General features: G+C 65.6%; 17 protein-coding genes. 7 read left to right on the forward strand and 10 right to left on the reverse strand.

Features of this window, described 5'->3' with window-relative positions; genetic code table 11:
• Positions 1–188 precede the first annotated feature (188 nt).
• The 4 genes from AB6M95_RS16495 to AB6M95_RS16510 form a co-directional block, all read right to left on the reverse strand.
• Positions 189–647: a YMGG-like glycine zipper-containing protein gene (locus AB6M95_RS16495; protein WP_371387842.1), complete on the reverse strand. Its 459-nt coding sequence runs from the start codon at positions 645–647 to the stop codon at positions 189–191.
• Between the two features lie 286 nt (positions 648–933).
• Entirely contained in the window at positions 934–1,812 is an 879-nt protein-coding gene (locus tag AB6M95_RS16500; RefSeq protein WP_371387843.1) for a carbohydrate kinase family protein, read from the reverse strand.
• Positions 1,813–1,814: 2 nt separating this feature from the next.
• Positions 1,815–3,164: a tetratricopeptide repeat protein gene (locus tag AB6M95_RS16505; RefSeq protein WP_371387844.1), complete on the reverse strand. Its 1,350-nt coding sequence runs from the start codon at positions 3,162–3,164 to the stop codon at positions 1,815–1,817.
• 129 nt (positions 3,165–3,293) lie between these two features.
• Positions 3,294–4,907 carry a flagellar hook protein FlgE gene (locus AB6M95_RS16510; RefSeq protein WP_371387845.1) on the reverse strand — a complete coding sequence of 538 codons (1,614 nt, stop codon included), beginning with the start codon at positions 4,905–4,907 and terminating at the stop codon, positions 3,294–3,296.
• Between the two features lie 335 nt (positions 4,908–5,242).
• On the opposite strand from AB6M95_RS16510, the gene AB6M95_RS16515 reads away from it, so the two are divergent.
• Positions 5,243–5,827, forward strand: a complete 585-nt coding sequence (locus tag AB6M95_RS16515) for an OmpH/Skp family outer membrane protein (RefSeq protein WP_371387846.1) — start codon at positions 5,243–5,245, stop codon at positions 5,825–5,827.
• Positions 5,828–5,900: 73 nt separating this feature from the next.
• Here AB6M95_RS16515 and AB6M95_RS16520 read toward each other — a convergent pair whose 3' ends face one another.
• Together AB6M95_RS16520 and AB6M95_RS16525 are read right to left on the reverse strand one after the other, a co-directional pair.
• On the reverse strand, positions 5,901–6,248 hold the full coding sequence (locus AB6M95_RS16520; RefSeq protein ID WP_371387847.1) for an Hpt domain-containing protein: 348 nt from the start codon (positions 6,246–6,248) through the stop codon (positions 5,901–5,903).
• A gap of 104 nt (positions 6,249–6,352) precedes the next feature.
• Positions 6,353–7,615: a hypothetical protein gene (locus AB6M95_RS16525; protein WP_371387848.1), complete on the reverse strand. Its 1,263-nt coding sequence runs from the start codon at positions 7,613–7,615 to the stop codon at positions 6,353–6,355.
• Between the two features lie 298 nt (positions 7,616–7,913).
• Between AB6M95_RS16525 and AB6M95_RS16530 the strand changes: the two genes are divergently transcribed.
• Positions 7,914–8,408, forward strand: coding sequence for a 3D domain-containing protein (locus AB6M95_RS16530; protein ID WP_371387849.1), 495 nt, complete (start codon positions 7,914–7,916; stop codon positions 8,406–8,408).
• Positions 8,409–8,825: 417 nt separating this feature from the next.
• Here the strand turns inward: AB6M95_RS16530 and AB6M95_RS16535 are convergent, their stop codons facing one another.
• The 3 genes from AB6M95_RS16535 to AB6M95_RS16545 are packed head-to-tail and all read right to left on the reverse strand — an operon-like array spanning position 8,826 to position 10,679.
• Entirely contained in the window at positions 8,826–9,632 is an 807-nt protein-coding gene (locus AB6M95_RS16535) for a nitroreductase family protein (RefSeq protein WP_371387850.1), read from the reverse strand.
• 59 nt (positions 9,633–9,691) lie between these two features.
• On the reverse strand, positions 9,692–10,246 hold the full coding sequence (locus AB6M95_RS16540) for a hypothetical protein (RefSeq protein WP_371387851.1): 555 nt from the start codon (positions 10,244–10,246) through the stop codon (positions 9,692–9,694).
• Between the two features lie 25 nt (positions 10,247–10,271).
• On the reverse strand, positions 10,272–10,679 hold the full coding sequence (locus tag AB6M95_RS16545; RefSeq protein WP_371387852.1) for a hypothetical protein: 408 nt from the start codon (positions 10,677–10,679) through the stop codon (positions 10,272–10,274).
• Positions 10,680–10,888: 209 nt separating this feature from the next.
• Between AB6M95_RS16545 and AB6M95_RS16550 the strand changes: the two genes are divergently transcribed.
• From AB6M95_RS16550 to AB6M95_RS16560, 3 genes are all read left to right on the forward strand, one after another.
• Positions 10,889–11,347, forward strand: a complete 459-nt coding sequence (locus AB6M95_RS16550; protein ID WP_371387853.1) for a hypothetical protein — start codon at positions 10,889–10,891, stop codon at positions 11,345–11,347.
• A gap of 13 nt (positions 11,348–11,360) precedes the next feature.
• Positions 11,361–12,152, forward strand: a complete 792-nt coding sequence (locus AB6M95_RS16555) for a GGDEF domain-containing protein (RefSeq protein WP_371387854.1) — start codon at positions 11,361–11,363, stop codon at positions 12,150–12,152.
• 130 nt (positions 12,153–12,282) lie between these two features.
• Positions 12,283–14,763, forward strand: a complete 2,481-nt coding sequence (locus AB6M95_RS16560) for an EAL domain-containing protein (RefSeq protein WP_371387858.1) — start codon at positions 12,283–12,285, stop codon at positions 14,761–14,763.
• 92 nt (positions 14,764–14,855) lie between these two features.
• On the opposite strand, the gene AB6M95_RS16565 is transcribed toward AB6M95_RS16560, so the two are convergent.
• Positions 14,856–15,614: an RNA methyltransferase gene (locus tag AB6M95_RS16565; RefSeq protein ID WP_371387855.1), complete on the reverse strand. Its 759-nt coding sequence runs from the start codon at positions 15,612–15,614 to the stop codon at positions 14,856–14,858.
• Positions 15,615–15,940: 326 nt separating this feature from the next.
• On the opposite strand from AB6M95_RS16565, the gene AB6M95_RS16570 reads away from it, so the two are divergent.
• Both AB6M95_RS16570 and AB6M95_RS16575 read left to right on the forward strand, forming a co-directional pair.
• Positions 15,941–16,909: a TAXI family TRAP transporter solute-binding subunit gene (locus tag AB6M95_RS16570; RefSeq protein ID WP_371387856.1), complete on the forward strand. Its 969-nt coding sequence runs from the start codon at positions 15,941–15,943 to the stop codon at positions 16,907–16,909.
• 219 nt (positions 16,910–17,128) lie between these two features.
• Positions 17,129–19,057 (forward strand): TRAP transporter permease, encoded by a 1,929-nt coding sequence (locus AB6M95_RS16575; RefSeq protein ID WP_371387857.1) that lies wholly within the window; start codon positions 17,129–17,131, stop codon positions 19,055–19,057.
• Positions 19,058–19,186: the final 129 nt, after the last annotated feature.

Below are 19,186 nucleotides of genomic sequence, written 5' to 3' on the forward strand. Positions count from 1 at the left end.
CTCGGCGTCCTGCCCGCCACCGGTTCCGGGGGCCTGATCAGGCCCCCGGAACCGGTGGACGAACAATAAAAGTGTTACCCATGTACCCGGGCAGAAGTGTTACCCATGTTTCCGGTTGCACAGGGAAACCCTTTCCAAAGGGTTCCCCTCTCCCCTTCCCCCGGCCGCCGGAGGCAACACCCCCCCGGTTACTGGACGAGTTGCCAGGAGCCGTCGGGTTGGCGGTAGGCCTTGGCGTAGACGGTCTGGGTGGAGCCGTCGGCCATGCGGGCCTTGATGGTCACGTCGCGTTCCACGCGGCCGTCGTTGTATTGGCGCGGCGGCTCGGGAATGGCTTCGTAGCGGGTGCGGGTATCGGGGTTGACCCATTCGTTGGCGTAGCCGGACGGCGTGGTCTCGAGGGTATTGGACAGCTGCGCACGGTCGGCCTTTTCCATCTCGTTGCCCACGATATAGCCCGCGAGCAGGCCTACGCCCGCACCGATGGCCGCGCCGGAAATCTTGTTCTTGAAGGTCAACGCGCCCAGGGTGGCCCCGGCCAGGGTGCCGATCCCGGCGGCGTTCTGCGCCCGGGTGGTCTGGCAGCCCGCCAGCAGGGACAGCATCAACACCAACGATATTACGGTCTTCATCAGGGTGGTCTTCATGGCTTCATCCTCCTTGCAGCCTCACGGCCTGTTCACATATTCGGCCGTTCGGCCTTGATCTCGTCCAGACATGAGCATAGCCCGTGCCACGAGAACCAATCCGGATTCATTGGTTTTTTCACAAGAAGTACGATCACCACGCCCACAATCTGCGCACCGGATGCAAGTATCGTCCACGCATCCGCCCGAGCCAGGCCGCCTGACGACAAATTCGAGGATGAGTTACGAGAGAAAAATTCGGAGCCCCTCCAACCCCAACGCCCGCAACCCCGCTCTCGGAGGCCGCCTACGCCAGCCGCAATTTCCGGGGCATCTCGGGCATGGCCCCGGGCTGTGAGCAGACGTGGGCCGCGACCTTGGCGGCGTAGCGGTTGATCTCGTCCAGGGGCCACTGCTTGAGGTGGCCGAGCGCCAGGGCTGCGGTGAAGGCGTCCCCGGCCCCGATGGTGTCCACCACCTCGACCGGTTCGCCGGGCAGGTCCGAGACCGTGTCCGGGGACAGGAGCAGGCTGCCCTTGTCGCCCCGGGTCAGGACCGCGAGGTCGAGGTCGTGGCGCTCCATGAGGGCGCGCAGGGCGGGCTGTTCACCTTGGGGCAGGGAGAACAGGCCGGTCACGACGTCGAGTTCCGCGTCGTTGATCTTGAGCACGTCGGCCGCGTCCATGGAGGCGGCCAGGATCTCGGCGGAGTAGAAGTCCTGGCGCAGGTTGATGTCGAAAATTTTGAGCCCTTTTTTCGTCGCGGCCAGGAAATGATGGACGGCCCGGCGGGAGACCTCGCCGCGCTGGGCCAGGGAGCCGAAGCAGACGACGTCCGCGTTGGCGGCCAGGGTCAGGGCGGACTGGTCCAGGGTCAGGAAATCCCAGGCCACGTCGTCCGGGAAGACGTAGGTGGCCACGCCGTCCGCATCCACGCGGGCGTCCACCGTGCCGGTGGGATGGTCCTCGTCCAGGGACACGGCGTCGATGTTCAGCCCCAGGCAGACGAGCAGGGACAGGGCCTCGCGGCCCAGGTCGTCGTCCCCCACGCGGGACACGGGCACCCCGGCCCCGCCCAGGGCGTTGACGTGATAGGCGAAGTTGGCGGGCGCGCCGCCCAGCAGACGGGTCCGGGGCAGCACGTCCCAGAGGATTTCCCCCAGTCCCACGGCAAGTATCGGATGCATGGCTAGCCCGCTTTCTCCACGATCAGTTTGAGGCGCGCCTCGGCCCGTTCGCGCAGGGGCGAATCCGAGGACGCGGTCCGTTCCAGGAATGAGACCAGGTTGTCCAGCCCATCCTCCATGTACGGATGGCCCGGCTCGAGCGAACGCTCGTAGGCGGCGAACCCGCGCTCGAAACAGTCGAAGGCTTCTTCGGTCCGGCCCCGGCTGTCCAGGAACAGGGCCAGGTTGCACAGGGCCTGGCCGGTCTCGGGATGGTCCTCGCCGTAGGCGCTGCTGCGGATGGACAGGCTCCTGCGGAAATGGGCCTCGGCCTCGGGGTCCTCGCCCAGCCGCTCGAAGAGCAGCCCGGCCAGGTTGTGGCTCGCCGCAGTCTCCGGGTGGTGCTCGCCGTACAGGGCGGTGGTCAGCTCCAGGCTCTCCAGGGCGCGCTTCAGCCCCTCTTCCGGGCGGTCCAGGGCGTCCATGAGCAGGGCCAGGTTGTGCAGGCAGGAGGCGGCCGCCGGGTGGCGTTCCTCGTTGGAGGCGCGGAGCACGGCCAGGCACTCGTTCAGGACGGTCTCGGCCCCGGCCAGGTCGCCGCGCGCCTGCCTGACCATGGCCAGCCCGTTCAGGACCGGGGCCGTGGCCGGGTTGTTCTCGGTGAAGATCTCGCGTTGCAGTTCCAGGCAGGCGTTGAACGCGGCCTCGGCGCGGGCCAGGTCCTGCCCGGCCCAGTAGACCGTGGCCAGTCCTTCGAGGTCGGCGGCGATGTCCGGATGGCGTCCGCCCTTGAGGGCCACGTCCACGGCCATGGCCGCTTCCAGGAGCTCGGCGGCCTCCTGGTGGCGGCGCTGGTAGTAGAGGGAGAAGCCGGTCTGGTGCAGGACCCGGTTGGCGGCGGCGGTGTTCACCCCGAGGTCGGCGGCCAGGTCGCGGCAGGCCAGGACGTGGGGCATGAGCCACTCGACCAGGGGCCAGTTCTGCGGGTCGGCGTCGGGCAGGGCCAGGTTCAGGGCGTACACGGCCCGGCCTGCCCACTCGGCGGCCTGCTCGCGGTCGAGCGATCCGCGCAGGGCGTCGCGCACCCCGGGCGGCAGGGCGAAGACCTGGTGGTCCGCGTCGGCTACGACCAGGTCGCGGCCCACCAGCGGATCCATGAGGGCCGTGGCCGCGAAAAAGGCGGCGGCCGGGTTGACCAGGGCCGGGTTGTGCGGGGTGCCGTCCACGGACAGGGCGAAATCGTAGGGTAGGGGGGCGTCGGCCAGCATGGCGGCCATGTATAGCGCTTCGGCCCCGCCGGGGGCCTCCCGCTCCACCTCCCGGACCAGGTCCAGGACGGCTTCGGGGCTGCGGTCGTCGCGTGTTTCCGTCACGGCATGCTCCTTGTTGAGAAATCTTGCTCTGACTATCCGGTTTGCCGGGGGAATTCAAGGCGAGGCGCAAAAAAGGGCGCTGCCCGGACCGGCCGGACAGCGCCCCGAAAGGCGATGCTGCGGAAGAGACTAGCGCTTGACCGAGATGAGCGTGTTCAGGACCGTGTCCGCTGTGGTGATGACCTTGGTGTTGGCCTGGTAGCCGCGCTGGGTGACGATCATGTTGGCGAACTCCTTGGCCATGTCCACGTTGCTCTCCTCCAGGGAATTCTGGTTGATGCTCCCGCGCCCCCGCTCCCCGGCCGTGCCGAGCATGGCCTCGCCCGAGGCGTCGGTGGCCAGGAAATTGGTCCCGCCGTCGCGCTTGAGCCCCCACGGGCTGTTGAACTTGTACACGGCCACCTTGTACAGCTCCTCGTCCTGGCCGTTGGAGTAGTGGCCGGTCATGACGCCATCCGCGTCCACGCTGACGCTGTTGAGGTACCCCCAGGCGTAGCCGTCCTGGATATGGTAGAGGGTGGCGGACGGCTTTGTGTAGCTGGTGGTCACACGGGCGTCGCGGGTCATGTTGTCCATCTCGGGCAGCAGGTCCACCCGGTTGCCGATGGACGCGGCCGAGCCTCCTCCGCTGGAGCGCCAGGAACCGCTGGTGGAGTTGAGGCCGAAATCATAGCTGATGGAGCTGGTCTCGCCGAAGGCCGCACCGTTGCTGCCGAAGGCGTAGTTGAACTGGGGCAGGCCGTCCTCGCTGAAGGTCGCCGGGACCCAGGAGGAGAGGCTGGTCCCCCCCGCCCCCGAGGCGGCCGAGGGATCCAGGGTGTAGGCCGACTGGTTGATCAGCACCCCCCGGTCGTTGAAGGTCAGGACCCCCATCCCGGCCAGCCCGGCCGCCGAGGTGCCGTAGGCCTCCGAGCCGTCCGACTCCCCGGGCATGGCGATGAGGTACTCCCAGTAAGTGTAGCCAGGCGTGGCGTTGGACAGGTTCGTGGTGGACACCGGGTCGAAATAGATGGTCATTTTATGGCTGTTGCCGAACTCGTCGTACACGTCCATGGAGGTGGAATACTGCGGCCGGTCGCTGCCGAACGGCGAACCCGCGTTGCTCTGGTTGGCGTTGTACGCCTCGAGCATGGCGAAGAACGGGTTGTTCTGGCTGGAAATCTGGCTGGTGGCCGAGTGGTCGAGCTGGGTGACAATCTCGATAGAGGAGGTCGCCCGGGGTTCGGAGCGGACCACGCGAGCGGACTTGCCGTCCACGACGATGTCCTCGTAGGGCAGCTGTATGTCGGACACGGCGGTGTCCCAGGTCTTGGTATCCTGATTGTAGGCGAACCCCTGCAACCGGTATCCCTGCGGATTGACCAGGTAGGCCTCGTTGTCGAAACGGAACCCCCCGGCCCGGGTGTAACGGATGGCTCCCGAGGAATCGGTCACCCCGAAAAAGCCCTGTCCCGTCAGGGCCAGGTCCGTGGATGTCGTGGACGAGGACAGGGGGCCGTCGGTGAAGATGCCCCGGATCGCGGACACGCCCACGCCCATGCCCATCTGGCTGATGCGCATGGCTTCCGAGTCGTACTTGGCGCTGCCCGAGGCCACCTGTTGGCTCATCAAGTCGCCGAACAGGATGTTCGAGCGCTTGTAGCCGACGGTGTCGACGTTGGCCAGGTTGTTGGCCAGGACCTGCATGCCCTGGCTGTGGGCTATCACGCCTGTGGCGCCCACATACATGCTTCCAAAACTCATACTTCCTCCGATCCGGCGCTGCCGGATTCGCGGGAACCACCGGGATACCCATTCCCGGCAATAAATTCCCGACGCCTTCTCGGAAGTGTAAAGAGCAAGGGGTGTGCCATTAAGAAAACTTCATGTTTCCGAAGAGTAAGCGAAGCTCCGGACGCGGCACATCCTGCCGGAGCGCGTGTCGGACCGCCCTTTTCTCGACCCAGGCCAAGGCCTCGACGCGGGCGGGCGAGGAACCGGGCCGACCGATCTTTCCCTTGCCAGATACCGGCGGCGCGCGTAGGCTTGCGCGACTTCGCGATCAGAGTGACTTCAAACGAAACAATGGAGATATAGTAATGAAACGGATTCTTCCCCTGCTCTTCGTCGCCATCCTGGCCTTGGGCCTGAGCGCCTGCAACCAGGAGCCGTCGGTCAAGGTCGGCGTTGTGGACGAGGCTGCCGCCTTCAAGGAAAACAAGCTGGCCACCGAGGCCATGGCCCACCTCCAGGAGATGGGCAAGCCCTTGCAGCAGAAAGCCGAAGCCGCCTACAAGGCCATGCAGGCCAACCAGACCGAAGAGACCGTGGCCGCCTACAAGCTGGCCATGGGCGAACTGCAGAACACCATGAACGCCGAGCAGCAGCGCGTGGTCGCCATGGTCGACGCCAAGTTCAACGAGATCCTGGAGAACTACCGCAAGGAAAAGGGCCTGTCCCTGATCCTGAGCAAGCAGGCCGTGATCGCGTCCAGCGAAGCCGTGGACATCACCAAGGACATCGAGGCCGCCATGAACGCGGTGACCATGGACTTCTCCCTGCCTGAAGCGCCCAAGGCCGAAGCCCCGGCCGCCGAGCAGGCCGCTCCGGCTGCCGAAAAGGCCGCCCCGGCCGCCGAGGACGACGCCAAGGCCGCGCCCGAGGCCAAGAAGGCCGCCGAGTAGCCGCTCTCCCGCAGACACGAAAAGGCCTGTCCTCCACATGGAGGACAGGCCTTTTTTTGTTTCGGCTACCGGTTCAGCCGTTGTCCCGGAAAAGGACCATGAGATCCCGGACCTGGTCCAGGTTCCCGGTGAACATGCCCAGCCGGTCGCGCACAAGTTCCAGGTTCCCGTTGCGCCCGGCGTGTTCCATTTCCAGGGCCAATCGGCCCAGTTCGTCGGCTCGGACCACGCCGCACATTCCCTTGAGGGAATGGGCCAGCTTGGTTCCCTGGATGATATCCCCGTCATCCAGGGCCATAGTCAACTCCGCCACGCGTCTCGGACAATCCTCAAGAAAGGCATCGATGAGCTCCATGGCCAGCTCCCGGTCATACGCCAGGCTGGACAGGAACTGATCGGTGTCGAACAAATCCCGCGTCATTGTTCCCCCCTTCGGTTCCATTAGATTTTTCAATCTACCATCCGCGAAAGGGGTTGAAAAGGCCTTTTCCCGCCCCAGAGAGGCCAGAACAGGCGAAAACAGCCTCAAACACAGGTACAGGCGCCGTCCGGCCGCCGCTTCCACCGGCCCCGGTCAAAGGCGAGCAGAATCTCCCACACGGTCCTGTCCCGGCAGTCGCGCAGGCAGCAGCGGACCGCTTGCCGCCGAAACCCTTCGGCCACCCGCCGGGCGGGCGAATCGTGCGAGCGCACCCACACGTCGGCCGAGGGATCGGCGGACCGGATGCGTCCGTAGGCCTCCTCCCCGCCCGGGCCGCCCTGTTGCGGGGCCGTGATCACCGTGGGCCGGGTCAGGGGCAGGGCCGCCCGCCGCCCCAGAAAGGCGAGGGCCGAGTTGCCGCAGATCAGCGCGCCGCAGTCCGCGTCGCCGTAGCGGAAAGCCAGGCCGGTGGCGGGCGCGTTCAGCCGCCGGACCGCCTGTAACAGGCCCGCCGCCGACACGCGGCCCGGCGAGCCGGGCCCGTCGGGCGCGGGCAGGCCGTTCAGGCACATGACCGGGTGCCGGGGCACCAGATGCTCCTCCAGCCGTCCGGTCTGCCGGAACCAGCGCACCCGGACACCGCCCCGGGCCAGCAGCCCCTCGGCGGCCACGGCCAGGGCCAGGGTCCCGGCCACCTCACGGGCCACCCGGCGGCGGGACACGGCCAGCCCCTCGGTCTGGTGGGTCAGCAGCCTGCCGCAGAGCACGGCCCGCGCCTCGGGCCCGCCGGCCGCGTCCCGTGCCAGAGCATCCAGGCAGAGCGGCAGGAGGTCGCCTCCGATTGAGCCCGCCGCCCGCTCCAGGAGCAGCTCCGCCACCGCCGAGAAGGTCGCGGGCGGCGTCATCGGCCGGGGCCGGGACGGCAACCGGCCCGTGCACGCGGCCGCCCCGAGCAGGGCCAGCTTCGCACCGGCGGCCAGGGGATGGCCACCACCGACCGGCGGCAGGGTGCCGGGCACGGGAAAGGAGGCCTCCACCGGCACGGGCCAGCCGCACCGGATCAGCCAGTCCGGAAACCCGCCGTCGAACCCGCTCGCCGCCAGGGCCAGGTCGCGCAGCCCCTCCGGCAGCCAGTACTCGCCCACCGGATAGCCGCTGTCCATGAGATCCAGGATGCCCCCGAGCCGCCCGGCCGACGCGGACGTGCACACCACGGCCCGCAATCTGCCGACCCGCCGCTCCCGGAGCAGCCGGGGCAGATTCCCGGCCAGGCTGCCCCCGTCAAAGAGATACGCCCCCCGGCGCGAGGTCAGCAGGCAGGCTTCCCCCCGGTCCACCGGAAGCACTCTGAAAGTCGTCGAATCCATTTGTATCCTTGATAAAATGCGCAACACCGTTCATTTTCGCGTTCACTATATTCAAAGCGATATTCTATATCAAGAAATAATTTAATGGGCAAAAATGCACCTGCCGCAAGGCGCTGTTATTCCAGGCGTCTCTCCCGATGGGCCCTCCGCATCGAGAGCCCGATGGCACAGATTGTCGTGTAAATTCAGTGAATAACAGCGCCACAGCGTGCGCCCTGCATCGAAAAGTCTTAGGCGTTGACAAGGTTTTGGGCGGTCATTATATGCCTCGGACCTTAAACAACAAGGAGCAATCCTTATGCGAATACTCTTCAACTACACCGTCACCCCGGTCCTGTGCGCGACCCTGGTGATCATGGCGGTGGTTGTGGTCGTCAAGCAGCAGAAGATCGACGACCTGACCCACCGCCTCGAGCTGGTCGAAAAGACCGCAGCGGCGCGCAAGATCATGGTCGAGGAGGCCCGCCTCCTGCAAAAGGCCAAGAACATGTCCCCGGTACGGACGGTCACCGTGACCGCCTACAATCCCTCCACCGATCAATGCGACGAGGATCCGCTCATCGCCGCCTCCATGCGCAAGGTCCGCTCCGGCACCATCGCCGTTTCCCGCGACCTCTTCGACCAGGGCTGGGTCTTCGGCCGCAAGGTCCGCATCGAGGGCCTCGGCATCTTCGAGATCAACGACCTCATGAACAAGCGTTACCATCAGCGCATCGACATCTTCATGTGGGACGAGTCGAGAGCCAAGGAGTTCGGACGCAAGAACATCAAGGCTGCGCTGCTCGACATCTAGTCCGAGCGACCGCGTTAGTTGGGGCCCCGTCAGGGGCCTTTTTTTTGCGCCCGAAGACTCAGCGGCTCGGGATAGCGGGCCATCTGCACATTTTCCGAGGGCCTGCCTGATCCTCACGTTCAGGGAGTACGCTGCGATCAGGCGGACCCTCGGAAAATGCACAGCTGACCCACTCTTCCGAACCTATCCAGAGCGCGGAGAGCCGCGGTTCGGGGCGTGGACGCCCCGAAAGCGTTCCAAAGAGGGGGGGAAGGAAAACATCTCCACAGAAAGGCAAGTGCCGCGCCCGATACTGCATCGGGCGCGGCACTTGCCTTTCTGCAAGGTGGACGCACGGCCAAAGACTGGAGCGAATCGGGTGCGTCAGCACTCGGCAGCGGCTCTTTTACAGCGCTGGCACAAGGCTTCCGCCCCCCGCTACTCCAGCCAGTCGATCTCGACGGTGCGCCGGGTGGGGATGCGCCTGTAGCGGTACTTCGGATATCCCAGCATCAAGGCAGCATAGACGCCGTGGCCTTCGGGGATGCCCAATTCCCTTCTGATGTTGCAGCAGCCCTCGGCGACCTCCATGAGGAAGCCGGCCCAGCAGGCGCCCAGGCCGTGGGCGTGGGCCGCGAGTTCGAGGTAGGCGGCGGCCAGGGCGCAATCCTCGGCCGGATTGAAGCCGTCCTCCGGGGCGTGGGCCACGGCCACGTGGGGCGCGCCGTGCAGGATCTTGTCCACGCCGCGCTCCCAGTTCTTGACCACGCCGGGCATGATCGAGTTGGTGGCCATGTACTCCACGGTCATGCCCGCCAGGCGGCGGGTGGCCTGGGGCGTGCGGGTGACGATCCACTGCGCGGGCTGGCCGTTCTTGGCGCTGGGCGCGAACGAGGACACGGAAAAGAGATGGGTCAGGACCTCCTCGGGCACGACCTTGTCGCGGTAGGTGCGCACCGAGCGCCGCCCGGACAGGAACTGGTCGGCCTGGGCCGGGGTCAGCTTGGGGCTTCGGTCGAACATGGCGCACTGGGCCGGGGCCAGACCGGCGGTCACGGCGGGCATCTCGGGCAGGGTCACGGCCCCCACCGGGCAGACGGCCACGCAGTGGCCGCAGTTGATGCACGTCTTCTTCGCTGCGGGCCGGAGCTTGGGAAAGCCCTCGCCGTCCTCGACGATGAGGTCGAACGGGCACTCGTCCAGGCACGCGCCGCAGCGCTTGCAGATATCCTTGTCGGCAAACATAGATGCTCCTCAGAGGGGGCTAGAGACCCGGTGAACCGGGAAAAACGGGCGCGGCCGGACTACTTCTTGGCCGCCTCGGCGATGGCCGGAATGGCCTCGTACATGACCCCGCGCAGGGCCTCGGCCAGGATGTCGGACTCCGAGGAATAACCGGGCACGACCACATCCTCCACCTCGCTGGTGTACTTCTCGGCGTGCAGGGTCTGCCCGCCTCGGGAGACCTCGATGCGCACCGAAATGCGGCCCTTGTAGGTGGTCACGCCGGTCTGGTTCAGGGTCAGCTCCAGGACCTGGCCGGTGACGACCAGTTCGTCGTCCGGGGCGATGATGGCGGTCCGGTACTTGGGCTTGCATCCGGCGTTCTCCAATTCGTCGAACAGGGCCCAGCCGACCCACTCGGCCACGTCGGACAGGGAGGTGATGGCCTCATTGTCCGTGGTCTTGCCCAGTGCGGAGACAGGGCGCTTGTCCTCGAAGCGGAAGACCGTGATGTCGCCGACGCACGGCGTATCGGTGGAAATCAGCGCGTATTTCAGCTTGATGGCGTTGCCGGCGGCGCAGCCCGCGGCCAGGGCCACGGCCAGAAGCAGGGCCGCCGTCAGCGGCCATTTCATATATGTCCTCATCGAATCGTCTCCATCAGATTTGGTCGCCCTTGACGGGCGGTTCCTCGGTTGCCTGGGGCTTGTCGTCCAACTCGGACTCCATCTTGTCCAGGAGCTTGCGGGTCAGTTCCATGAGCCGGTCGAGGTTCTCGCCCACAAAGGACTTGGCCTTGTCGTCCAGCTCCTTGTCCGTGGGCGCGCCGGATTCGGCGGCCCCGCCTGCCGTGTCGCGGCCGGCCCCATTTTCGAGCAGCGAACGGATGTCCTCAAGGTTCTTGCGCACCTGGGCAAGCTCCTCCTGGAACGCCTTCTCGCGCTCCCCGGCCTCCTGCCGCAGGGCCTTGACCTCGGCCTCCAGGGCCTCGAGGCGCTTGGCCTCGGGGCCTTGGCCGCTGCACGCGAAAAGGGCCAGGACCAGGGCGAATGCTGCCAATCGTTTCATGGGCGTCTCCTTCGCTTGCCATCCGATACCACATCCGGTCGTGGGCTGACAATCCGCAGTCGGCCCCCGAAAGCGGCGGACCAGCGCGGCGCGAGCCTGCGGCGGAAGGAAACGGGGTCATCCCGCTTCTTGCTTTTCACCTGTAAATCCGTACAATGCTTTCAGTCTGGATGTTTCCATACCCTCACTCCGGAGAGAAGATACCGGCAATGAACACACTGCGCGCCCTGACAATGCTGATCGTGCTGACGGCCGCGGCCGTCCCGGCCCTGGCCTCCGACTATGTCCAGGCCCCCCACCCCACCGGCTTCCGAGGCCTGGCCTGGGGCACCCTTCTGTCCAAGACCGAGGGGCTGGTTCCGGTTCAGGAACCGGGTTTCCAGAACACCTACTTCAAACGCGACGAGTCCATGACCTTCGGCAAGGCCGAGATCATGTCCGTGGCCTACTACTTCAACAAGGACAAGCTCTACCGCGTGGGCATCGCCTACAAGGGCAGGGTCAACCAGTTCTTCCTCAAGGACATGCTCATGCAGCGCTACGGCGCGGGCCGGGGCATCGGCTTCCGCTACGGCTGGATGTGGCCGGACTTCTCCATCGAGTTGGACTACGACAACGACAAGGACACCGGCAGCCTCTACTACACTTACGAGGGCGTCCTGAAATAGGCCGACATCCCGCATGACCACGGACCGCTCCGCTCCCAACAGACTGAAGTCGCGCTACAAGGCGTTGTACGCCGCGAGCATCCTGGCCCTGGCCGCGCTGCTGTGCGTCTGCTTCGGGATGGTCTACACGCTGCGCCTCAATCCGGCCGGGGACCACGCCCGGCTCATGCAGCTGGCCTACCTGTGCATGGTGGCCGGGTTCTTCGTCCTCGCGGCCCAGGGGCTGCTCGTGGGCAAGAAGGTCCTGGCCCGCATGGGACGGGACGCGGACCGGGCCGAAGAGCTGGCCGAACAGCTGGAGCGCCTGACGGTCCTGGACGCCCTGACCCAGGCCTACAACCGGGGCAAGTTCGAGGAGATCATGACCCGGGAGCTGGGCAACGTCCGGCGCTACGGCCTGGACCTGTCCGGGATCATGCTCGACCTGGACGGGTTCCGGACCATCAATCAGGCCCACGGCTACTCCGCCGGGGACCGCCTCCTGGCCAACCTGGCCCACTTCCTGAACACGAAGCTGCGGACCAACGACTTCCTGTTCCGCTGGCACGGCGGCAAGTTCATCATCCTCTGCCCGCACACCGACATCGACCGGGCCGCCATCGTGGCCGAAAAGCTGCGCATGCTCGTGGGCCACAAGATCTTCGGCGGCAAGATCCGCGTGTTCCTCTCCCTGGGCGTGGCCCAGGCCGAGGAGGACGACAGCGCCGAGAGCTTCATGCAGCGCCTCCAGTCCGGCCTGGCCGCGTCCAAGAACGGCGGCCGGAACCAGGTCACCGTGGTCCGCGCGCCCCTCTTCCCGTACTGATTTCCCCCTCCCGATCGAACCGATCAGGGCGGGATGAAAACAACCGCTCTAACCTGTTTCCTTTTTTCCCGGTTCTACGCTATATGGAGAGTGCGATTATCAGACACTCTGAACAGGACGGCCCGTGAACATGGTGCAGGACAAGACCGCGCACTACCTCAAATACGCCCCCACCAGGGTCCTGCTGCCCTCGGCGATGATGCTGCTGCTCTTCGCCGGTTCCATCTTCCTGTATCTCCTGCCTTCCATCCAGGAGGCCCTGCTCCACGCCCAGAAGGAAAAGGTCGTGGAGATCACGGACACCGTGGTCGGCACCCTGGCCCACCTGAACGAGATGGCCGAGCGGGGCGAAATCACCCTGGATTACGCCAAGCGGCTCGGCGCGGAGTTCGTCAAGGAGACACGCTACGGACCGGACGCCAAGGACTACTTCTGGATCACGGACCTGACCCCGCGCATGATCATGCACCCGTACCGGTCCGACCTGGACGGCCAGGACCTGACCGACTACCGGGACAAGGAGGGCAAGCGGGTTTTCATGGAGTTCGTGCAGGCGGCCAAGAAGACCCAGGACGCCTTCGTGGACTACTACTGGCAGTGGCAGGACCGGCCCGACCGCATCGCCCGCAAGCTGTCCCACGTGCGCCTGTTCGCCCCCTGGGGCTGGGTCATCGGCACCGGGCTGTACACGGACGACGTGCACTCCGAAATCAGCGTGTACCGCAACCACGTGGCCTTGATCTTCCTGGGCATTCTGCTGCTCAGCGCCCTGCTCTCCCTGTACGTCATCCGCCAGGCAGGCATCATCGAAAAGAAGAAGGCCCAAATCCAGGGCCAGCGGGAAAAGCTCGTGCGCGTACTCCAGGAGAGCGAGGAGCGCTACCGGACCATCGCGGACTTCGGCTACGACTGGGAGGTCTGGGTCGGCACGGACGGAACCGTCCACTACTGCTCCCCGGCCTGCCTGCGGATCACCGGCTACCCGCCCGAACGGTTCTTCGAGACCCCGGGCCTGATCCGCGAGATCGTCCTCCGGGACGACCAGGACGCCTGGGACGCCTACCTGGTGGAGGCCGATTCCGACCGGGGCGACTCGCTGGACTTCCGCATCCTGACCGCGGACGGCAAGACCCGCTGGCTCGGCGTGGTCGGCCGGTCCGTGTCCGGCATCGGCGGCAAACCGCTGGGCATGCGCCTGAGCTTCCGCGACATCACCGACCGCAAGGCCATGGAGGAGCAGCTCCGCCACCAGGCCCTGCACGACCCCCTGACCAACCTGGCCAACCGCACCCTTTGCCTGGACCGCCTGGGCCAGGCAATGCGCCGGGCCAAGCGCCGCGAGAACTACTTCTTCGCCGTCGTCTTCCTGGACCTCGACCGCTTCAAGATCATCAACGACTCCCTGGGCCACCGCTTCGGCGACATGGTCCTGACCGAGACGGCCATCCGCCTGACCGGCGAGATGCGCCTCCTGGACACGGTCTCGCGGTTCGGCGGCGACGAGTTCGTCCTGCTCCTGGACGAGCTGTCCAGCCCGGGCGAGGCCATCCGGATCATCAAGCGCGTGCGCAGACGGCTGTCCGAGCCCTTCCGCTTCAACGGCAACGAGGTCCAGACCACGGCCAGCTTCGGCATCGTCTTAAGCCCGGTGGTGGACGGCAAGGCCGCGGACGTGCTCCAGCACGCCAACATCGCCATGCACCGCGCCAAGGAGGCCGGGCGCAACCGCTTCAAGGTCTTCACCGAGCGCATGCTCGAGACCGCCGTGGACCAGCTCACGCTGGAAAACGACATGCGGCGCGGGTTGACCAACGACGAATTCCACGTGGTCTACCAGCCTATCATGGACCTGGCCGGATCGGACGTCGTCGGCTTCGAGGCCCTGGCCCGCTGGAACCACCCGGACCGGGGGGCCATCCCGCCCGCCGAGTTCATCCCCATGGCCGAGGAGTCCGGGCTGATCATCGAGCTGGGCGAGTGGGTCCTGCAACAGGCCCTGCGGACCCTGGCCGGATGGCGCAACGAGACCGACGGCGCGGACGACATCTTCATGTGCGTGAACCTCTCCAGCAAGCAGTTCGCGCGCACCGACCTGGACAAGATCGTGGTCAGGCTCCTGGAGCGGTACGGGTTGCCGCCCTCCTGCCTCAAGCTGGAGATCACCGAGTCCTCCATCATGGGCAACCCCGAGTCCTCCCTGCGCATCCTGAACCGGCTCAGGAAGGCCGGGGTGCGCTTCTCCATCGACGACTTCGGCACCGGCTACTCCTCCCTGTCCCAGCTCCAGCAGCTGCCCGTGGACACCCTCAAGGTGGACCGGACCTTCATCTCGCGCATGCGCACCGACCCGGAGAACATGGAGATCGTCAAGGCGGTCATCGCCCTGGGCCATTCCCTGGACCTCAACGTGGTGGCCGAGGGCGTGGAGGAACCGGAGCAGCTCTGCTCCCTGCTCAACCTCTCCTGCAACTGCGTCCAGGGCTTCTACTTCCACGAGCCCATGAGCGCGGGCCTGGCCCAGGACCTGCTCAAGCAGCGCACCGACAAGACCGCCGAGCAGACCCGCGAGAAGCTGGAGCGGGCGCGTCGCAACTGCCCCCCGGACCAATAGGACGAACGGCCCGACCGACGCGAAAAAAGCCCTGCCGGACGCAATCCGGCAGGGCTTTTTCGCGGGCATTTTCGCGGGGTTCTAGGCGGGCGCTACTTCGCGCCGTCTTTTCCTTCGGGCCCGTACCTGTCCACGAACCAGCGCACCTGGCGGCAGACCCCCATGAGCAAGTTGAACTCGTTGCGCTTCAGGTTGATCTTGCTGAAGAAGCGGCGCACCGGGAGCATCCAGTAGTCCGGGTTGTCGTCCTTGAGGAAGTCGATGGACAGCAGGGTCTCCTGGAGATTGGAGAACAGGGCCTCCTGCTCCTTGACCGTGGTCGGCCGCTCCTCGGGCGGGCCGTCCGGGGTGAACGGTTCGGCCAGGGAGCGCTTGAAGCACTCGTACAGGACCACGACCACGGCCTGGGCCAGGTTCAGGGAGGTGCCCTCGCGGCTGGTTGGGATGGTCACCAGGCCTGAGCAGATGGAGGTCTCCTCATTGGTCAGGCCCTTGTCCTCCGGGCCGAAGACCACGGCCACCCGGCCGCCGGTGCGCAGCCGCTCGTCCACCACGCCCGCCAGGGTGTCCGGGCTCATGATCCCCTTGCGCCAGCCCCCGGTGCGGGCCGTGGTCCCGAACACGGCGGTGCAGCCGTCCACGGCCTGTTCCAGCGTGTCCACGATGCGCGCGGATTCGAGGATGTGCCGGGCGTGGGCCGTGGCCAGGGGCAGGGCCTTGTCCATGTTGAAGTTGTACGGATCGACCACGACCAGCTCGGACACGCCCATGTTCAGGCAGGCGCGGGCCACGGAGCCGATGTTTTCCGGGTATTTGGGGCGGAACAGGACCACCACGAGCTTATCCAACATGGGTACCCTCCTTGGGCGTTGACGACGAGGCATGTACCACACCGCCGGGGGATGTCAAAAGGCGTATTCCTCCCCGCCGCAGCCCCGGGCGGCCGGGATCCACCGCCGCCGGAAACATAAGAACCGGTTATATAAAAGATAATTAAATCAGGCAGTGAGAACCACACCACCGGAGAATTGCGTTGAAATATTTGTCGTTCTGTGCAACAATAGGATACCGAGTGGAATAGTATTCCCCTCGGGGGTGTGTTTTACCGCGCATGATCATGCGGATGGTAAAAAAAGTTGCGGTCCTCATTAACTTCTGTGGTTCCTTAGGAGGAAACATGAAACGGATTTACATCCTGGTCTTTGCCCTTGCCCTAGTTTTCGGCATGTCTTTCAGTGCGCAGGCCAAGAAACGCTACGTGTTCGGCGGCGGTCCGGCCGGCGGTACGTTCCAGATCGTCGCCAACGCCATCCAGGTCTTCGGCCCCATCAAGGACAACCCCAATTTCTCCATCAAGGCCCAGTCCTCGGGCGGCTCCACCGAAAACCTGCGCACGGTCAACGCGGGCCGCTGCGCCTTCGGCACCGTGTACGCGGGTGAGGTCTACCTCGGCCGCAACGGCAAGCTGACCGGCGACCCGAACACGTACCAGAACGTCCTGACCGTGGGCTACCTCTACGGCGCGCCCGCCCAGCTGGTCGTCCGCAAGGGCTCGGGCATCAAGTCCGCCATGGACCTGGCCGGCAAGAAGGTCGGCGTGGGCAACGCCGGTTCCGGCGCGTTCGCCAACTGCGAACGGTTCTTCACCCACCTGGGCATCTGGGACAAGATCGAGCGCAACGCCATGGGCTACAACGACGCGGCCCAGGCCTTCGGCAACGAACAGCTCGACGCCTTCTGGCTGCTGACCGCCTACCCGTCCGGGGCCGTGATCATGGCCGCGCAGACCAACGACATCGACCTGGTCGACGTCGGCGCCGACGCGGAAAAGTCCGGCTACTTCAAGGCCTATCCCTACTTCGGCAAGCTGGTCATCCCGGCGGGCACCTACCGCGGGGTGGACCACGACACCCCCTCCTTCTTCGATTCCGCGCTGCTCGTGGCCAACGCCGACGTGCCGGCCGAGGACGTCTACCAGCTGCTCAAGGCCATCTGGTCCGAAGCGGGCCTCAAGCACATGGTCGAGCAGAAGAAGACCTTCAAGGCCATGAGCGTGGCCGACGGCCTCAAGGGCGTGAATCCCGAAGCGACTCCCCTGCACCCCGGTGCGGTGAAGTTCTGGAAGGAAATGGGCGTCCTGAAGTAGGCCCCCGCTCCCGACATCGTGCACGGGCGGGCCGCGCGGCCCGCCCGTATCGCGCGTTCCCGGCGTACCCAGGTCCCGGCCGCCGGGTCCGCGCGCATCGAACCGATCCGCCCCGCACGGAACCTGGTCCGGTCTCCCGTCACGGGCGTCCGGCGAACGGTCCGGCCCAACGCGGCCCATTTTCCAACCGCTGCCCGCCAGGGCGGCCGAGAGCGCGCAATGTACGAAAAATTAAACAGATTCGAGCAATTCCTCTTTGACTTCCTGTCGGTGGCCATGGTCCTGTTCTACTCCTGGTCGGCCATCTTCGAACCGGCGGCAACCCAATATCACCGGGGCATCTACGTCATCATCACGTATATCCTCGTCTTCCTGCTCTACAAGTCCAGGCACCTGATCACCCGGATCATCGACTACCTGCTCATGCTGGCCTCGCTGGTCTCCGTGGGCTACTGGATACTGAATTTCGAAGCCATCAACTACCGCACCGGCATCGAGAACGACCTGGACAAGTGGATGGCCATGATCGGCGTGCTGCTGGGCATCGAACTGGCCCGCCGCGTGGTCGGCAACATCTTCGTCATCATCGGCGTGCTCATGCTCCTGTTCGGCATGTACGGCGCGCACATGCCCGAACTCATCGCCCACGCGGGCGCGAGCTTCCCGGACCTGTGCACCTCCATCTTCTACCGCTCGGACGGCGTGTTCGGCATCATGGCCAACGTCCTGGCCACCTACATCATCCTGTTCGTGCTCTTCGGGGCCTTCCTGGAAAAATGCGGGGCCCAGCGGTTCTTCATCGACTTTCCCCTGGCCGCCGTGGGCCACAAGGTCGGCGGCCCAGCCAAGGTCTCGGTCATCGCGTCGGGCCTGTTCGGGTCCATCTCCGGCTCGGCCATCGCCAACACCGTGTCCACCGGCACCTTCACCATCCCGATGATGAAGAAGGCCGGGTTCAAGCCCCACGTGGCGGGCGGCATCGAGCCCGCCGCCTCCATCGGCGGCATGTTCATGCCCCCGATCATGGGCGCGGGCGGCTTCATCATGGCCGAAATGACCGGCCTGCCTTACTCCCGCATCATGCTCATCGCCATCTTCCCGGCCATCATGTACTTCTTCTCGGTCTTCGTCATGGTCCACTACGAGGCCAAGAAGAACAACATCGTGGGCGAACGCTACAAGCTCAGCGCCATGGAGATCCTGCGCAAGGAATGGCTCTACACCCTGCCGCTCATCATGATCACCATCTTCATGCTCGCGGGATACTCGCCCGGTTACTCGGCCATCGTCGGCCTGGCCGCCTGCATCGGCCTGTCCTTCAAGGACGAGGGCCAGCGCATCGATCCGACCCTGCTCGTGATCATGACCTTCATGGTCCTGTGCCCCTGGGTGGTCAAACTCGTCGCCAAGACCGGCGGCCCAGAAGCCGCCGCAGCCGTCCGGCCGTTCCTGTCCGGGCGCATCCTGCTCCTCTACGGCCTGATCGTCTCGGCCGCCGTGTTCGCCTGGCGTAGGCAGACCGTGGCCGGGCTGAAGAGCGAGCTGGGCGGGTTCGTGGCCGCCTCGCGCGAGGGGACCATCAACTCCCTCAAGATCGGCGCCACCGTGGGCGTCATCGGCATCATCATCGGCGTGCTGACCTACTCCGGCCTGGTCCTGACCTTCGCCGACATCGTCATCGAACTGGCCCACGGCAACCTGGTCATGACCATCGTGCTCATCGCCCTGGCCTCGCTCGTGCTCGGCATGGGCGTGCCGGTCACCGCCGCCTACCTGATCACCGCCGTGGTCGCGGTCCCGGCCCTGACCCACCTGGGCGTCAACGAGGTGGCCGCGCACATGATCGTCTACTGGCTGTCCCAGGACTCCAACATCACCCCGCCGGTCTGCATCGCCGCCTTCGCGGGCGCGACCATCGCCGGGGCCAACATGTGGCGCACCGCCTTCACCTCGTTCAAGTTCGCCAAGTTCCTGTACCTGGCGCCGTTCCTCTTCGCCTACGTCCCGGCCTTCTCCCTGGATGCGCCTACCCGGGACATCATCATCTGGTTCAGCATCATCACCGTCACCGTATTCGTCTACGCCTGGTTCCTCAGCTTCATCTGGGTCAAACCCCTCAAACGCATCCTCGGCTTCGCCACGGCCTGAGGAGGAGCATCAGCCTGATAATCAAAGGGGGCGGTAAACCGCCCCCTTTGATTTTTTTTGCCTCCGGCGGCCGGGGGAAGGGGAGGAAAACCCTTTGAAAAGGGTTCTTTCCTCCCCTTCCCCCAGACC

It is taken from the genome of Pseudodesulfovibrio karagichevae, from assembly GCF_041414475.1.
Taxonomy (GTDB): Bacteria; Desulfobacterota; Desulfovibrionia; order Desulfovibrionales; family Desulfovibrionaceae; genus Pseudodesulfovibrio; species Pseudodesulfovibrio karagichevae.

Excerpts from the sequence above, each read along its gene's own strand:
- AB6M95_RS16495 (WP_371387842.1), bottom strand. The coding sequence starts at position 647 with ATGAAGACCACCCTGATGAAGACCGTAATATCGTTGGTGTTGATGCTG.
- AB6M95_RS16500 (WP_371387843.1), bottom strand. The coding sequence starts at position 1,812 with ATGCATCCGATACTTGCCGTGGGACTGGGGGAAATCCTCTGGGACGTG.
- AB6M95_RS16510 (WP_371387845.1), bottom strand. The coding sequence starts at position 4,907 with ATGAGTTTTGGAAGCATGTATGTGGGCGCCACAGGCGTGATAGCCCAC.
- AB6M95_RS16515 (WP_371387846.1), top strand. The coding sequence starts at position 5,243 with ATGAAACGGATTCTTCCCCTGCTCTTCGTCGCCATCCTGGCCTTGGGC.
- AB6M95_RS16520 (WP_371387847.1), bottom strand. The coding sequence starts at position 6,248 with ATGACGCGGGATTTGTTCGACACCGATCAGTTCCTGTCCAGCCTGGCG.
- AB6M95_RS16525 (WP_371387848.1), bottom strand. The coding sequence starts at position 7,615 with ATGGATTCGACGACTTTCAGAGTGCTTCCGGTGGACCGGGGGGAAGCC.
- AB6M95_RS16530 (WP_371387849.1), top strand. The coding sequence starts at position 7,914 with ATGCGAATACTCTTCAACTACACCGTCACCCCGGTCCTGTGCGCGACC.
- AB6M95_RS16535 (WP_371387850.1), bottom strand. The coding sequence starts at position 9,632 with ATGTTTGCCGACAAGGATATCTGCAAGCGCTGCGGCGCGTGCCTGGAC.
- AB6M95_RS16540 (WP_371387851.1), bottom strand. The coding sequence starts at position 10,246 with ATGAAATGGCCGCTGACGGCGGCCCTGCTTCTGGCCGTGGCCCTGGCC.
- AB6M95_RS16545 (WP_371387852.1), bottom strand. The coding sequence starts at position 10,679 with ATGAAACGATTGGCAGCATTCGCCCTGGTCCTGGCCCTTTTCGCGTGC.
- AB6M95_RS16550 (WP_371387853.1), top strand. The coding sequence starts at position 10,889 with ATGAACACACTGCGCGCCCTGACAATGCTGATCGTGCTGACGGCCGCG.
- AB6M95_RS16555 (WP_371387854.1), top strand. The coding sequence starts at position 11,361 with ATGACCACGGACCGCTCCGCTCCCAACAGACTGAAGTCGCGCTACAAG.
- AB6M95_RS16560 (WP_371387858.1), top strand. The coding sequence starts at position 12,283 with ATGGTGCAGGACAAGACCGCGCACTACCTCAAATACGCCCCCACCAGG.
- AB6M95_RS16565 (WP_371387855.1), bottom strand. The coding sequence starts at position 15,614 with ATGTTGGATAAGCTCGTGGTGGTCCTGTTCCGCCCCAAATACCCGGAA.
- AB6M95_RS16570 (WP_371387856.1), top strand. The coding sequence starts at position 15,941 with ATGAAACGGATTTACATCCTGGTCTTTGCCCTTGCCCTAGTTTTCGGC.
- AB6M95_RS16575 (WP_371387857.1), top strand. The coding sequence starts at position 17,129 with ATGTACGAAAAATTAAACAGATTCGAGCAATTCCTCTTTGACTTCCTG.